Here is a 15,050-nt window from a genome sequence, read left to right as displayed (position 1 = left end):
CATGCATTCGATTTCGCCAAATACGGAACCCGTTACCTCGGTGCGTTTGTTTACCGTTTCAACCGGCGCTTCCATCTTGAAGCACTCCCTCTGCGTCTGTTCGTCGCTGCAGCCACTACCGGGCCTCGCCCGGCACGTTGGCTTCGGCAAGCTGAAGAATCTTTCTAATCAGGATAATTTATGTGCACTATCATAAAGTAGTAACAAAATCTAAAACTTCTTGTACGTGACCCGGAACTTTGACACCGCGCCATTCTTTTCTCAACATACCTTGGGCATCTATAACAAAGGTACTACGTTCAATACTAAGAATCTGCTTACCATACATATTTTTCATTTTAAGAATATCAAATAGCTTGCAAACTTTTTCATCCTCATCACTTAATAACTCAAAAGGAAATTTCATTTTTTCCTTAAAATTTCCGTGCGATGTAATACTGTCACGAGAAACACCCACAATTACACAGTTTTTCTCAGAAAAAGCTTGCCAATGAGCACAGAAATCCTGACCTTCTGTTGTACAGCCCGGTGTATCATCTTTCGGATAAAAATAAATAACCAAATTTTTTCCAACATTGGCTGCCAATGAGAATTCTTTATCGCCAGTCGAAGGCAATACAAAATCACTCACTTCATGATCAAGTATTATCATTAATTCTATTATTATGGTATTTGCTTATTGATCACTACCGCAATCGTATTATTGCCAATCTTGACGGGGTCGCTAAACCCTTGAAGATCTCCGCTTGCAGGGACAGCTTGGCCTGATTTCGAAATTCTTGCTTCAATAACCACCTCCGGAAAGCTTGACATCTTCATTGTGGGTGTCATGGCCATATCATCAGTCAATGTAAATGTGGCTGGAAGATCCCTTGCCTTCAAGCGCAAAATCGCTAAAGGCATTTTAGGTCCTGTTTTGGCCCGTGCATAAATAAACAAAGTGTCATTCGGTGAGGCTTTTGATGCCAATTCCTGATTAATGGTTACTTGGCCAGAAACTGAAAGCAATACTGGCTCAGTTGCAGCAATTGAATCCGAAGTGATTTTCTCCGGCTGAGTATCGGTTGCTTGCTGTGAAGTTGTTGCTTTAGCTTGCTGTTCCGGTTCCGCTACTATTCCTTTACCGCCAGATGCCAATAATTTAGCTTCTGCAATGCTGGTTTTAACTGATTTGGCCAATTGGGAGTCAGCAGGAATTACTTCCAATAATTTCTCCCAATGCGCAGCTGCTTGTTCGAATTTTTCTTGTTCAAACTCAACAGTCCCTGCCAGTGCCAGGGCTTTTGGATACATTGGATCAATGCGCAATGCTTCATAAATCAATTCAGTAGGTTTACCCTTCAGGTTTCCTTGATTCTTCATTGCCAGCACGTCAGCGTAATCACTGAGTATTTGCGGATTATCTGGAACCAGTTCAACCAGTTTTGCATAAGTATTACTGGCTTCAGCATAGCGCTCCATAATGGCATAGGTTCTACCCAGCATTACCCATCCTTCTATGTCTTCAGGGTTTTTTTCTAATCGTGCGATAAGATTTTCTAGAACTGAAGAAAAATTGTCATGCCCTGCGGGCGAGTCGCTACCACTTCCACGACTCATTTGGGTTGCATTGGCAAGCTGTGCTTGCGGCAACAATCCTCGCGTATCACCAATAACCATATACAGAAAAACTGCGGCAAGTGGTAAAGCCAATGCTATAAAGGTTGATATCGCAATATTATGAATTTTTTTATTTTTTTTGATAGCCATTTTTTCTCTCTCAGAAACATCTTGCAACATACGTTGCTGTAGCTCTTGTTTGCTTTTGTTATATTGTTCCTGGGTCAGGATATCATTTTCCAAATCATTATCAAGCTCAGCGATTTGATCGCGATAAACCGTTATATTTACAGCATCATGTTCTATATTCTCAAGCTGAGAATCTCTATTCCTTAATAACGTGGGAATAATAAATAGCAGAGCTGTTACAATGAAAATACCAGAAATAACCCAAAATGACGTCATACGTTCTTACCTTTTTTATTTTCATTCAGTAAAGCTTCAGCTCTCTCAAGTTGCACTTGAGAGAGCGATACATCCTCAATTTGTACACGACGGCGTCTTAGATAAACTATCAATGATACCAATCCAATTACGAATAAAATCACAGGGCCAAACCATAAAAGCATTGTCGTAGGTTTCATCGGCGGGTTATAAAGAACAAAATCCCCATACCGATCAACTAAAAATTGAACAATCTCCTGGTCGGTTTTATTTGCCTTAATTTGTTCACGGATTTCGCGTCTTATATCATTAGAAAAATCAGCACGAGAGTCAGCAATAGACTCATTCTGACAAACCAGGCAGCGTAAATCCATTGTTAACGCCAGCATCCTTTTCTCGACCACTGGATCCTCCGCTACTGGAACAGCTTCTTTTGACCAACCAACTGATGTGGTAATAAGGAACAAAAATAAAATAAAAATCAACCCTTTTATCCTATTAAATTGCCGCTTTGCGACAAAGCAATACAAATCATTATTTTTCAGCATATGAAAATTACCTAGGCTTGCTTCTGTAACTCGATTATGAGAGGAATGATCGTTTTTTGTAATGAATCCACTGTTACTGGACCAATTTGTTTATGCCTTATGATACCTTTTTTATCAATCACATAAGTTTCAGGAACACCATAAACACCATAATCAATTCCGACTCTTCCATCAGGGTCAACGATACTAATCGTATATGGGTCGCCATAGCGTTTCAGCCATTGTAACGCGGTAGTACGCTCATCTTTGTAATTTAGACCATATATCGGAACAATCCCAGAATTAGCCAATTGAACCAGCAGGGGATGCTCATCACGACAAGCTACACACCATGATGCCCATACATTCAGCAACCAGACTTTACCAAGATTGTCTTTAGATGCCATCAGTCTATCGGGTTCATGCAAATGATTGAGCTGGAATATTGGTGCTGGCTTATCAATAAGCGGGGATGGAACTTGCCGTGGGTTTAATGTCAAACCAACCAGCAAAAATGCTGCGAGCACTATAAAAGCGACTAATGGAATTAAATATCGCATCATGCTTTTCTAGTCTCCGTTGCCAATGCAGCATGACTTACAGTAGAAGCAGCTATTACAGGGATTTCTTCTTGTAAGCTTTCCGCCTCTGTGTTCTTTACACTAACAGAACTAGTTTTGTTTATTTTCAAACGATAACGGCGATCAGTCACAGATAGCATGCCGCCGATTGCCATCAACAGACATCCAAACCAAATCCAATCTACAAAGGGTTTGTGATAGGCACGAACAACCCAGGCATTATTGGCCAAAGGCTCACCCAGCGCAACATAAAGATCCCGGAATATACCAGTATCGATGGCCGCTTCAGTCATTGCCATACCTGATGCGTTATAAGTACGCTTTTCAGGATGTAATTCACGAATAACCTTGTCATCCTGGATGACAACAATGTCGCCGCGCACTGCTTTGTAATTAGGTCCAACAACATCACTTGTGCCGTTAAACTGGAACGTATATCCGCCAACTGTTACCTTGCTTCCAATATCCATCCGCACATCTTTTTCAGTTTCATAACTATTCACCAGGGTTACACCGATAATAAAGACGGCTACCCCTAAATGCGCACAGTGCATTCCATAATAACTTCTGGATTGTTTGACTAGCCGGGAAAATAAACTACCTTGCCCACTATTGTTTATTCGATGCTTTATATTAACAAAAGCACATACTATGATCCAGAAAGCCAACAATAAGCCAAAACTGACCAGCGGTTTCCATTCACCCATAAAATATGGTGCGATCAAGGCAGAAATTACACTAACCGCAAAAGCCCAACGTAAGCGGATTGCTAATGTAGGCAAACTCATTTGTTTCCAACGCGAAATAGGACCAACACCAATAAGAAAAATAGCTGGTGTCATAACCGGTACGAATACAGCTTCAAAAAATGGCGGACCAACCGATAGTTTTCCAAGTCCAAGTGCGTCAATAATCAAAGGGTACAGAGTTCCGAGTAAAACACTGCTTGCTGCTACCAATAATAATAGGTTATTTGCCAGTAACAATGATTCCCGTGACAACATATCAAACTTGCCACCCAAACCAACTTTAGGTGCTCGCCACGCGAACAATAGCAACGAACAGCTAACAACAATGACTAAGAATACAAGGATAAATACACCACGCTCAGGATCAGTCGCAAAAGCATGCACGGAAGTCAGTACACCAGAGCGAACCAGGAATGTTCCCAACAAGCTTAATGCAAATGTACTTATCGCCAGCAAAACCGTCCAGCTTTTGAAGCTGCCGCGTTTTTCGGTAACCGCTAATGAATGAACCAATGCCGTACCAACCAGCCAAGGCATAAATGATGCATTCTCTACAGGATCCCAGAACCACCAGCCACCCCAACCCAGCTCATAATAGGCCCACCAGCTGCCCAGCATAATTCCTATCGTCAAAAATACCCAGGCGATCAGTGTCCAAGGTCGAGACCACCGTGCCCAAGTTGCATCCAGTCTTCCACTCAGCAAGGCCGCAATAGCAAAAGCAAAAGCAACTGAAAAACCCACATATCCCATATAGAGCATAGGTGGATGTATCACCATACCAGCGTCTTGCAACAATGGATTTAAATCACTACCTTCTAATGCTGCCGGTAATAAGCGGTCAAATGGGTTTGAAGTAAACAACATGAACAACAAGAAACCTACACTCACTAATCCCAGCACACCAAGAACTCGCGCTACAATATCATCCGGCAGTTGCTTGCTAAAAACGCTGACCGCTACAGACCAGCCTGCAAGCATCAATACCCATAACAATAAAGATCCTTCATGGGAACCCCAGGTAGCAGCTACCCGGAACTGAAAGGGCAGTTCAGAATTTGAATTCTTTGCCACATTCATTACTGAAAAATCGCTACTAACAAACGAATACCCTAAGCATAAAAACGCTATTAAAACAAATACAAATTGTCCTTGCACTACTGGCCTCGCTAGTGCTATCCATGACGGGATATTACGTGCTGCACCAATAATAGGTAGTGTTCCTTGGATTAAAGCCAAAAGTAGCGCAAGTATTAGAGAGAAATTACCAATTTCTGGGATCATGATTATATCTTATAGGTTTATGATTATTCAGGATTAAATTATGATATGTTCAGGGATTAGCAAACAATTCCTGAAGAAACCTTTATTGTGCCAAGGAGGCTTTCTGTGCTTTGCCCGCCTGCTCCAAAGCTTCTGCAGCTTCAGGCGGCATATAATTTTCATCGTGCTTAGCAAGTACTTCATCTGCCATAAAAATACCATCTGCAGAAATTTTTCCCTGTGCAACAACACCTTTTCCTTCTCTAAACAAATCCGGAAGGATGCCTGTATATACTACTGGGATCGTCTTAGCGGTATCGGTCACCGCGAAGCGTACCGTTGTACTACTGTCTTCACGCTTAACACTACCTGCTTCTACTAACCCACCAATACGAAAGCTTTTTCCAATAGGCGCCTCTTTAGCAGCAACTTGTGATGGACTAAAGAAAAAAACCAAATTACTTTGGAAGGCATTTAGTACTAAAACAGAAGCGACACCTAATGCAGCAACCCCTGCAGTAATAATTGCAAGTTTTTTATGACGTAGTTTCATTTTTTATCTCTTTTTTATTTAAGCCGTTAATGAGACTGTATTGCCTCTCTAAAGTTCGGCGGCGATTTGAAATTAGAAAAATTTCACCGAGTACACAAATGAATGTCACAGCGTATGAACCCCATACATAGAGCCCGTATCCGCCCATCGCAAAAAACTCTGACCAACTTGACCAATTCATTACATAGCTCCCTTCTTTTGTAACTCTGCCACCCATGCTGTATGGCTTTCACGCTCAAGAATAATAATACGTGTACGTTTCAGGATGACTGCAATGGAATACATCCAGCTTGCAAATACCATAATAAGCATTCCCGTCAACATTGTACTCGCCATTGCAGGGGCCTGATTTACGCTGACCGAAGCACCTTGATGCAAGGTATTCCACCATTGCACTGAAAAATAGATAATCGGAATATTGACCACGCCTACCAAAGCGATGATTGCACCAGCCTTATCTGCACGGCGCGGATCATCAATGGCTGCTTGTAGAGACATAAAACCGATGTAAAGAAAAAACAGAATCAACTCAGACGTTAATCGTGCATCCCATACCCACCATGTTCCCCACATTGGTTTTCCCCATAGCGCACCTGTCCATAGTGCAATAAAGGTAAACATAGCGCCTGTGGGTGCAATCGCTGTTGCAAGCATGGAGGAAAGCCGTGTATTAAAAGCCAAGCCAATACCTGCCCAGAATGCCATTACAACATAGAGAAACATCGACATCCATGCTGCAGGCACATGAATAAAAATAATCCGATAAGCTTCGCCTTGCTGAAAATCGGTGGGTGCAACAAAGAAACCAACATAAAGCCCCGCTGCCAGTAATATGAGCGCAACAAAAACAAATATCGGAATCATTTTTCCTGCCAGTGAATAGAAACTAGCAGGGGAAGAGTATTTGAACCAATTAATAGCCATATTTATATTTTAAAATTCTTTATTAAATTTCATTTCCGATTCAGACCAGAATTTTGTAACCGCCAATTCTATACTAAAATGACAAAATCAAGAATTGCTTTCTATTAGCAGATTCAATACATTGAAATTTTAACAAAACGTATTTTATCTCTAAAATGCAGCAACTTACTTGAAAATATATTCCAGAAACTGAATTCATTGCAACATAGCAAATACTAGCGCTATTCCAGTGAAACACGTAAGGAAGAGGCGGCTGCCCATGGTGCGAAAACAAGCGATACTAAGAGAAATGCACCAATTAATGATAAGTGTGCATCAAAACCAACTCCAGCCATATTTGCCTCGACAGCACCAGCACCAAAAATCAGCACAGGAATATAGAGAGGCAATACTAATAAAGAAACCAATACACCCCCTCCCCGCAATCCTAGAGTCAATGCTGCGCCGATAGCGCCAATTAAGCTTAATACCGGAGTACCCAGCAACAAAGCGGTAGTTAAAACAAACAGTGCTTCAACTGGCAAGTCATATTGAATACCTAATACAGGCGCCATCAATACCAGCGGCACTCCGGTTACCAGCCAATGCGCCAAAGCCTTTCCAAGCACCAAAAGTGATAGTGATTGTGGTGACAGCAACATTTGCTCCAATGTGCCATCAAGATAATCATTAGAAAACATTCTACCGAGAGATAACATTGAAGCCAATAAAGCCGCCACCCAAACCACACCGGGCGCCATGGTGCGCAGCATGTTCATTTCCGGCCCAACACTTAAAGGAAACAGACTGACTACAATAATGAAGAAAAATAGAGTCGTTAACACATCCGATTGGCGTCGCATAGCCAGTAACAGATCACGTTTAATTATCCACATAAACATATCAGGCCAAGTGCAACTGCGTTGTTGATGTTGCTGTTAAATCAATTTCTTGGTGCGTCGTCATTACCACCATACCGCCTTGCTTCAAATGTTGTTCCAGCAACTCCTGAATCAATTTGACTGCCAGCACATCCAATGCAACCAAAGGTTCGTCCAGTATCCACAGAGAAGTTTTACATACAAGCAAACGAGCCAACGCTACGCGACGCCGCTGGCCTTGTGATAACACTTTGACAGGCAACACCTCTCTTCCGCCCAACCCCATATATTCTAACGCCTCACTTGCCTGAGCATCGCTGATTTCAAAACCTGCCAGCGCACTTGAAATTTGTAAATTCTCAATGACCGTCAAATCATCTTTAGTGCCACTCAAATGACCAATATAGGTCATAGCTGCAAAATAATCGCCATTTAAGTCGCGAATTGAAGTGCCACTCCAGAGAATTTCACCTGCGGCAGGATTTGACAATCCACACAACATGCGCAACAAACTGGTTTTGCCACTGCCGTTGGGACCACGCACTTGCATTAAACCGCCAGCTTCAAGAGAAAAATTGATATCCTTAAAAAGCTCGCGATCACCACGAACACATGCGAGACTAATTCCTTGCAACATTATTTTTGATCAATCGGTTAAATAAGCGGGCGATTATAGCGCATTGATGATCCCTGTAACACTGTTGCAGAACTTAGTACAAGTATTTTGGTAGTACTGAATTCACTGAGTAGCTCTATCGACTAAAAAAACACTTATCACTATGGCTATAAAAACAAACCTGCCTTCAATTGCTGAAGGCATAAATTATTCATGAAGTTGCATACCTGTGTTTTCAACAGAGTTTAGTTGCTATCCTCTTCTGAATTCTGCCAAAGCTTCAATATGCGGAGTATGGGGAAACAAGTCAACCAATTGAATATCTGTTATCGACCAACCATTTTGATTAAAAAACCAGGCATCACGGGCGAAAGTTTCCGGATTGCAGGAAATATAATAAATTGTTCTTAATGTGGCGAAGCTTGCGAAAAAACCGTGGTGTTTTTTTAATCCGGCGCGAGGCGGATCGATTACTAAAGTTTCTGCATCGAAAACATTTCTTCTAATATTGCTCCATGTAGAAGAGCTAAAAAGATCAACGATCTGGGTAGCTACTTTGGCGAAATTCCTCGCTTTGAGTGCTTGAATCGCATGGTGCTCGGATTCGCAAGCAACGATAGATGTGCAATTAGATTCAGCAATGATTTCCGTGAAATTTCCTGAGCCACAGAATAATTCCACTACTTTACCCAAATACGGATTGTGTGCAAGTTTTTCCCGCAACCAGGCTTGCATCCACTCGTTTTGTGCTGTGTTACCCTGTTTGAAAGAGCGCTTCTGGTTAATGTGGATTTCGTCGGCTTGCATGTCATCATCCAGCTCAATAAACTGCCAGTCGTGATCGGAATCCGCTTGCCATACATCATTGGGCAATTGCTGAAGGGCTGTTTTTAAAAGATTCCGGCAGTGCTCGTTGAGGACAATGCAATCATTGATCGGTGCAATTTGATGAGTGTTCTCAGACACAAAACCAAGTTTCTCACCATCTGTTTTTACCTGGCAGCGGTTACGATAGCCATACAAATGCGGCGCAGGATGGATGGGACCGATACTCAATTGAGTGGTGTCAAACCCGGCTCTTTTCATGGCATACACGAAGCGATTCCGTTTTTGCTCAAGTTGGCTTGTATAATCGGCAATCATCCAAGAGCAACCGGTGCAGGAATTTTCTTCCAAGTCAACATAGGAGCATATTGGCGTTTGTCTTTGTGCGGATGGGTGTGTGAGCGCAATCAATTTGGCATAGGCAAATTTTTTGTTGTTGAGCGGCTTATCAATGACTTCAAACTCACCGACATCCCCCGGCCACGTGCCATAAACAAAATAAGACATGTTATTTTGATCGTTTTTGACAACACCCAGGCCTTTTTGTGATAAATGTGTAATCGTGCCATTAAATTTCATATTGAATAATTTGTTCTTGTTTTATTGATAAGGAGAATCCGCTATGGCGAATCCCTATGAAAATTTTAAAAAAATTCCTGAGTCACTGGTAACAGATTTGACTACTCTACAGTATCAGGTGACACAAAATGTCGGTACCGAACCGCCATTCCAAAACGAATATTGGGATCACAAGGCAGATGGGATTTATGTTGATATTGTATCTGGAGAGCCGTTGTTTGCATCGATTCATAAATTTGATTCGGGCACCGGCTGGCCCAGTTTTTACCAGCCGATTAATGAACAGGCTACCCAGCTCAAAAGTGATTATGAGCTATGGATTCCGCGCACGGAAGTCCGTAGCCGTTATGCAGATAGTCATTTAGGCCATGTTTTTAACGATGGCCCGCCGCCCACCGGCATGCGCTATTGTATAAATTCTGCTGCATTAAAGTTTATTAAAAAAGAAAATCTGCACGTGATGGGTTACGAAGAATTAACGGCATTGTTTGAGGATGAAGCAAAAAAATAAAGATTCAATGGCAGAAAACGACTCCCCTACAGAAGAATTACTGACCGCCAAGCAGCAGCCTTCATTATTACATGCGGCCATTTGCTTTGCCGGCGTATTTTTGCTGATTTCACTCGGTCTATTTGTCTATGAAGCCAGCATTCATGCGATTATTTTTCTGGCACTGGTTTGGGTAAGTTTGCAAGCGCGCTGGCTGGGTTATTCCTTTATCGATATCCGGCACATGATGGATAACGGCATCACCAAGGCGCTACCGGCTATTTATATTTTTCTGTTAATCGGCATGGTTATCGCCAGTTTTATGCAAAGCGGCACTATTGCAAGTCTGCTCTATTACGGCATAGAACTGCTCAATCCATCCATATTCCTGGCAACTGGATTGATCTTGTGCAGCTTTATGTCGGTTGCCACCGGCACATCCTGGGGAACCGTTGGAACGGTCGGAGTGGTATTGATGGGTATTGGCGATGCGATAGGCATCCCGTTACCGCTCGTAGCCGGCATGATCGTCTCTGGCGCTACTTTTGGTGACAAATTATCGCCGATTTCCGATACGACCAATCTGGCGGCTATGAGCGCTGGAACAAATCTTTACCGACATATCGGTGCCATGCTCTACACCACCATTCCTACATTCCTCATTGTCCTGGGAATTTTCATTTTTTGGGGTATGCAATATGGTGACAACGCACTGCCGAGAGATCATATTGATGATATTCGCACTGCATTAGCGGGGTCTTACCAGCTAAATCTGTGGATAACATTGTTACCCTTGTTATTGATGTTTGGCTTGAGTATCAAACGCTATGCTGCGGAAGTCAGCATGACATGCAGTATTGTACTGGCTATGTTGATTGCCATTGTTTATCAAGGCAGGGATGGCGTTGATGTGATCAACGCACTCTGGCTAAATTCGGCGGGCACTACCGGGATTGGAAGTATCGATGCTTTGCTCGGGCGTGGCGGTGTTTACAGCATGGCCTGGACATTACTGCTATCCATCATGGCACTCGCATTGGGCGGGATTCTGCATCACGCCGGTTTTCTCCGTGTGCTGTTGGTACACATCATCGCCCGCATTCGACGAATCAGCACACTCATCGCTACAACCATCGCATCCGGATTGATTGGCAATATGGCAATGGGAGAAGCTTATATTTCGATTATCCTGAATTGTCAGCTATTTAAAAGTGCATATCAGGATCGCGGATTGGATAAAGCCGTGTTATCGCGCTCGGTAGAAGAAGGCTCCACGCTGACCACAGGACTTATCCCCTGGACTACCGCCGGCACCTTCTATGCTGCGACCCTTGGAATCCCCACATTGGACTATGCACCGTATGCTCTACTGAATTTACTGAATCCTTTGGTTTCTATTGGCATGGCAGTATTCGGAATTGGGTTGTTGCAAAGTAAAAACCAACATGAAATAAAGTGAGGATTGAAAATGAAAGAAGTTCAAGTCATCGTAGTAGTTGGAAAGCTATGTTTATTATTCTAGCGACCTTGATAGGCGGTTTTCTATTGTCATTCATTGGCTTCGGACTGCTGTGGAGCGGCATACCTTGGCACGTTCAATTAATCATGATTTTGCCTTTTTTGCTTCTGTCCTATGGCGTGTTTCGTTGGAATAAAGGATCCATGTGGTCTTGTGCTTTTATATTTATTGGCGCAGCACCACTTGGCATATTGATTTCCCAATTTCGCGACACGAATGGTTCACACTTGATGCCAATTCTTGTTGTTTTCAGTTGGATCATAGGAGTACTTGCCGGTTATTATTGGGGGAAATTATCGTGAGCCACCGAATCTGAATCATCTGAAGATATTGCTTCATCCTAAATGAAACAATCACATGCATCGTCTCGAACTTAAAATTCCGCCAGTAGCTTTGGTGATCTTATTCGCTTTCGCAATGTGGCTTGTTGCATGGATAAGTCCGGGGGCGGGTATTCAAATTCCAGGTAGAGAATGGGTAACGTTAGTGATTTTGATTGTTGGGTTTGCGTTGATTATCGCCGGCGCCTCTGCATTCATTTCAGCTAAAACAACAGTAAATCCAATGACACCAGAGTTAGCCACATCCATTGTCAGCAGCGGTATTTATAAGCTGAGCCGGAATCCCATGTATCTTGGTTTATTTATAATACTTGCGGCATGGGCGATATTTCTGGAAAACATCCTGTCGGCCTTGCTATTGCCGCTGTTTATTTTGTGTATGAATCGATTCCAGATCATTCCTGAAGAAAACACTTTACTGACTAAGTTCGGTGATGAATATACCAGATATTTGAAATCGGTTCGCCGGTGGATATGACATCTCCATTTGTTTTGTATCTGATTAAATAATTTCTCTTATATTTGCTTCCTGCTCCGGATTGCCTAGAAACTACAACATACTTCCTGTTGTCACCTTTTCCGGTTATGTTTTTGATTCAGAATCATTTGTTCCTGCAATAGCAGGATGTACTACCGGTAACCTGAATTTCGCAAAACGATCCCACCACTCAGTCCATTTCCTGATTTCTCTACTCTGTTGATGCATTACCGCATTGCGCCAGGACAAAGGTCGGAATTGACGAACGTCCGGTGATCGTGGAACAGAAGAGTCGCATAGGCGACTGGGGGGCGACACTGTGATCGGCAAGAACCACCGAGGCGCATTGGTTACATTGACCGAGAGGAAGTCGCGCTACATTCTGACAGCCCAAGTACCCGACAAAAACATGCATCGGGTGTGACGGTGGCAGTAACGCGGCTGCTTCGCCCCCCATAAAGGCAAGTGCTACACCATGACATTCGACAACGGGAAAGAGTTTGGGAGCATGAAACCATCGCGGCGGAACTCGATGCAGATGTTTATTTCGCCCATCCTTACCATTCATGGGAGCGTGGCTTGAATGAGAACAGCAATGGGCTACTGCGACAGTATTTCCCCAAGGGGATGGAATTGGTTGAGGTTACCCAAGAACAAGTGCAATGGGCGGCGGATAGACTCAACCATCGACCACGCAAAGTGCTTGGATTCAGAACCCCGTTTGAGGTATTCTTCGGAAAAACGGTTCGCTACACCAAGTTAAATTACCTCCGGCTATGCCGGAGGTAATTTAACTTAACTGGGCTTTGTTTGATAGGTTTTTCGATTCGTCAGCGGAGGGTGCGCTAGTATTATCTTCAAATTTTAATTCAAGTAATCCCTGAATAAGTAATTGTTCATGGGTTTTTAATTTTCCAAACAACCGCATTGGTATCTTGATTTTCTACGCGACGCATGAAAAAAAAGGAGCGTAACACTTTACAATCCATGACAAATTGCCATGCTCAACGACCTGCTGGAGCATCGAGGTTTAATGCAACGGCATACAAATCATGCGTATCCGAATCAATAATTTCAACTTCAATAAAATCTCCAGGTTGGACGTGATCCGCTTTTTCTACATATACCACCCCATCAATTTCTGGAGCATCTGCGCTACTTCTTGCAATAACCTGATCCTCAGCAAGCTCATCAACCATAACCATCATCTTTCGGCCAATTTTCGCTGCCAAACGCTGACGGCTGATTTCTTCCTGTAATTGCATAAAACGTGCACGACGATCTTCCTTGATTGCTTCCGGCACTGGATCGGCTAGCTGATTGGCTGTTGCGCCTTCAACCGGTGAATAGCTAAAGCACCCAACACGATCTAATTGCGCTTCCCGCAAAAAGACTAATAATTCTTCAAACTCAGCTTCAGTTTCACCCGGAAAACCTACGATAAAGGTGCTGCGTAGTGTAATATCAGGGCAAATTTGACGCCATTGCTGAATGCGTGCCAAATTATTCTCAGCATTGGCGGGTCGTTTCATAGCTTTCAGGATCCGTGGATTTGCATGCTGAAACGGCACATCCAGATACGGCAGTATTTTTCCTTCCGCCATGAGCGGGATAACTTCGTCGACATGCGGGTAGGGATAGACATAATGCATACGCACCCAAACCCCTAATGTGCCCAGTGCCTGTGCAAGCTCGGTTAATCGGGTTTTAATCGGCCTGCCCTGCCAAAAACCTGTGCGATATTTTACGTCTACGCCATACGCGCTGGTATCTTGCGAAATGATCAAAAGTTCCTTGACACCGGCATTCACCAGGTGTTCCGCTTCCTGCATAACTTGATGAATCGGCCGGCTCACCAAATCGCCGCGCATCGAAGGAATAATACAAAACGTGCAACGATGATTGCAGCCCTCAGAAATCTTGATATAGGCGTAATGTTTGGGCGTTAAACGGATTCCTTGTGGCGGCACCAAGCTGGTAAAAGGGTCATGCGGTTGCGGTAAATGGGTGTGGATAGCAGACATCACTTCCGGCAGCGCATGAGGTCCGGTTACAGCCAACACCTGAGGATGGGCTTTCTTAACCACGTCTCCATCCTCTTTCGCACCCAGGCACCCGGTGACAATTACTTTCCCGTTTTCGGCTAGCGCTTCACCGATCGCATCCAGCGATTCCTCAACCGCACTATCAATAAACCCGCATGTATTAACAACAACCAAATCAGCATCTTCATACGAAGACGATATTTCATACCCTTCGGCACGTAACTGAGTCAATATTTGTTCAGAATCCACCAATGCCTTTGGGCAACCGAGAGAAATAAAGCCAACTTTCTGTGAAACTTGTTTTATTGATGACATGAAATAAGAATTAAATGAAAATAAGATATTGCTATTGAATACGCTCTGAATTCTATCTGATTACGGACTAAAGCAGTTTATTTCTTCGTATTGATGGGAAAGGAAAACGCTATAAATGATTTAAGAATCACGCAACTTATTTTGAATGGGAGAAAATCGGATCAAGAAAAACTATAGAAGATTTTTTTGTAGTACTCAGCAAAATCAAAAAAACTACTGGTTCCCTTTGAAACCACATCCCCACCGTAATAGAAATGCATAATAGATTAACTGGCAGGCACGCGCAAACCCAATTTCTCTGGACATGCACTTTTTTGTCACCCAAAATGCTATTTTGGCAGCAAGATTCCTCAGGCAAATAAAAACCCGCACCAAGATGAGCAGATTCATAACCAGGAAGAT

19 protein-coding genes and 1 pseudogene are annotated in these 15,050 nt (G+C 43.1%); 6 read left to right on the top strand and 14 right to left on the bottom strand.

Features of this window, described 5'->3' with window-relative positions:
• Window positions 1-168: pseudogene (locus ACH10T_RS06150) on the top strand (IS1595 family transposase); the annotation flags it as partial.
• A 22-nt stretch (window positions 169-190) separates the two neighbouring features.
• Here the strand turns inward: ACH10T_RS06150 and ACH10T_RS06145 are convergent.
• The 11 genes from ACH10T_RS06145 to ACH10T_RS06095 all read right to left on the bottom strand — a co-directional run bounded on the left by ACH10T_RS06145 (window position 191) and on the right by ACH10T_RS06095 (window position 9,460).
• Window positions 191-652, bottom strand: coding sequence for a peroxiredoxin (locus tag ACH10T_RS06145; protein ID WP_394808435.1), 462 nt, complete (start codon window positions 650-652; stop codon window positions 191-193).
• Window positions 653-663: 11 nt separating this feature from the next.
• A complete protein-coding gene (ccmI, locus tag ACH10T_RS06140; RefSeq protein ID WP_394808434.1) occupies window positions 664-2,004 on the bottom strand; it encodes a c-type cytochrome biogenesis protein CcmI in 1,341 nt (446 codons plus the stop codon).
• Complete coding sequence (locus ACH10T_RS06135; RefSeq protein ID WP_394808433.1) at window positions 2,001-2,531, bottom strand: cytochrome c-type biogenesis protein; 531 nt, start codon at window positions 2,529-2,531, stop codon at window positions 2,001-2,003. Before ACH10T_RS06135 ends, ccmI begins: the two co-directional genes overlap by 4 nt.
• Window positions 2,532-2,542: 11 nt before the next feature.
• The gene (locus tag ACH10T_RS06130) at window positions 2,543-3,073 is read right to left on the bottom strand and encodes a DsbE family thiol:disulfide interchange protein (protein ID WP_394808432.1); all 531 of its coding nucleotides are present in this window, start codon (window positions 3,071-3,073) and stop codon (window positions 2,543-2,545) included.
• Window positions 3,070-5,124, bottom strand: coding sequence for a heme lyase CcmF/NrfE family subunit (locus ACH10T_RS06125; RefSeq protein WP_394808431.1), 2,055 nt, complete (start codon window positions 5,122-5,124; stop codon window positions 3,070-3,072). The genes ACH10T_RS06130 and ACH10T_RS06125 overlap by 4 nt, the downstream gene beginning before the upstream one ends.
• A gap of 82 nt (window positions 5,125-5,206) precedes the next feature.
• A complete protein-coding gene (gene ccmE / locus ACH10T_RS06120; protein ID WP_394808430.1) occupies window positions 5,207-5,656 on the bottom strand; it encodes a cytochrome c maturation protein CcmE in 450 nt (149 codons plus the stop codon).
• Window positions 5,640-5,804 (bottom strand): heme exporter protein CcmD, encoded by a 165-nt coding sequence (gene ccmD, locus ACH10T_RS06115; RefSeq protein ID WP_394808436.1) that lies wholly within the window; start codon window positions 5,802-5,804, stop codon window positions 5,640-5,642. Before ccmD ends, ccmE begins: the two co-directional genes overlap by 17 nt.
• Before the next feature lie 32 nt (window positions 5,805-5,836).
• Window positions 5,837-6,580 (bottom strand): heme ABC transporter permease, encoded by a 744-nt coding sequence (locus ACH10T_RS06110; RefSeq protein ID WP_292995666.1) that lies wholly within the window; start codon window positions 6,578-6,580, stop codon window positions 5,837-5,839.
• 221 nt (window positions 6,581-6,801) lie between these two features.
• Window positions 6,802-7,461 carry a heme exporter protein CcmB gene (gene ccmB, locus ACH10T_RS06105; protein WP_013965384.1) on the bottom strand — a complete coding sequence of 220 codons (660 nt, stop codon included), beginning with the start codon at window positions 7,459-7,461 and terminating at the stop codon, window positions 6,802-6,804.
• A gap of 1 nt (window position 7,462) precedes the next feature.
• Complete coding sequence (gene ccmA, locus ACH10T_RS06100; protein ID WP_394808429.1) at window positions 7,463-8,077, bottom strand: cytochrome c biogenesis heme-transporting ATPase CcmA; 615 nt, start codon at window positions 8,075-8,077, stop codon at window positions 7,463-7,465.
• A gap of 231 nt (window positions 8,078-8,308) precedes the next feature.
• Window positions 8,309-9,460, bottom strand: coding sequence for a class I SAM-dependent RNA methyltransferase (locus ACH10T_RS06095; protein WP_394808428.1), 1,152 nt, complete (start codon window positions 9,458-9,460; stop codon window positions 8,309-8,311).
• A 43-nt stretch (window positions 9,461-9,503) separates the two neighbouring features.
• Between ACH10T_RS06095 and msrB the strand changes: the two genes are divergently transcribed.
• The 4 genes from msrB to ACH10T_RS06075 are packed head-to-tail and all read left to right on the top strand — an operon-like array spanning window position 9,504 to window position 12,288.
• Entirely contained in the window at window positions 9,504-9,971 is a 468-nt protein-coding gene (msrB, locus tag ACH10T_RS06090; protein ID WP_394808427.1) for a peptide-methionine (R)-S-oxide reductase MsrB, read from the top strand.
• Window positions 9,955-11,409, top strand: coding sequence for a Na+/H+ antiporter NhaC (gene nhaC, locus ACH10T_RS06085; protein ID WP_394808426.1), 1,455 nt, complete (start codon window positions 9,955-9,957; stop codon window positions 11,407-11,409). The genes msrB and nhaC overlap by 17 nt, the downstream gene beginning before the upstream one ends.
• Window positions 11,410-11,456: 47 nt before the next feature.
• Window positions 11,457-11,771, top strand: coding sequence for a lysophosphatidic acid receptor (locus ACH10T_RS06080; protein WP_394808425.1), 315 nt, complete (start codon window positions 11,457-11,459; stop codon window positions 11,769-11,771).
• A gap of 55 nt (window positions 11,772-11,826) precedes the next feature.
• The gene (locus ACH10T_RS06075; RefSeq protein WP_394808424.1) at window positions 11,827-12,288 is read left to right on the top strand and encodes a methyltransferase family protein; all 462 of its coding nucleotides are present in this window, start codon (window positions 11,827-11,829) and stop codon (window positions 12,286-12,288) included.
• Window positions 12,289-12,499: 211 nt separating this feature from the next.
• Here ACH10T_RS06075 and ACH10T_RS06070 read toward each other — a convergent pair whose 3' ends face one another.
• Window positions 12,500-12,856 carry a hypothetical protein gene (locus ACH10T_RS06070; protein WP_394808437.1) on the bottom strand — a complete coding sequence of 119 codons (357 nt, stop codon included), beginning with the start codon at window positions 12,854-12,856 and terminating at the stop codon, window positions 12,500-12,502.
• Here ACH10T_RS06070 and ACH10T_RS06065 point away from each other — a divergent pair.
• Entirely contained in the window at window positions 12,754-13,077 is a 324-nt protein-coding gene (locus ACH10T_RS06065) for an IS30 family transposase (RefSeq protein WP_394808423.1), read from the top strand. The genes ACH10T_RS06070 and ACH10T_RS06065 overlap by 103 nt on opposite strands.
• Window positions 13,078-13,292: 215 nt before the next feature.
• Here the strand turns inward: ACH10T_RS06065 and rimO are convergent, their stop codons facing one another.
• Both rimO and ACH10T_RS06055 read right to left on the bottom strand, forming a co-directional pair.
• Window positions 13,293-14,648, bottom strand: a complete 1,356-nt coding sequence (rimO, locus tag ACH10T_RS06060; RefSeq protein ID WP_394808422.1) for a 30S ribosomal protein S12 methylthiotransferase RimO — start codon at window positions 14,646-14,648, stop codon at window positions 13,293-13,295.
• A gap of 136 nt (window positions 14,649-14,784) precedes the next feature.
• A partial coding sequence (locus ACH10T_RS06055; RefSeq protein WP_394808421.1) for a hypothetical protein occupies window positions 14,785-15,050 on the bottom strand: 266 nt, incomplete at its 5' end.

It is taken from the genome of Nitrosomonas sp., from assembly GCF_043753625.1.
Lineage (GTDB): Bacteria > Pseudomonadota > Gammaproteobacteria > Burkholderiales > Nitrosomonadaceae > Nitrosomonas.
The sequence above is the reverse complement of the archived record's forward strand: the minus strand, read 5'-3'. Positions and strand labels throughout refer to the sequence as shown.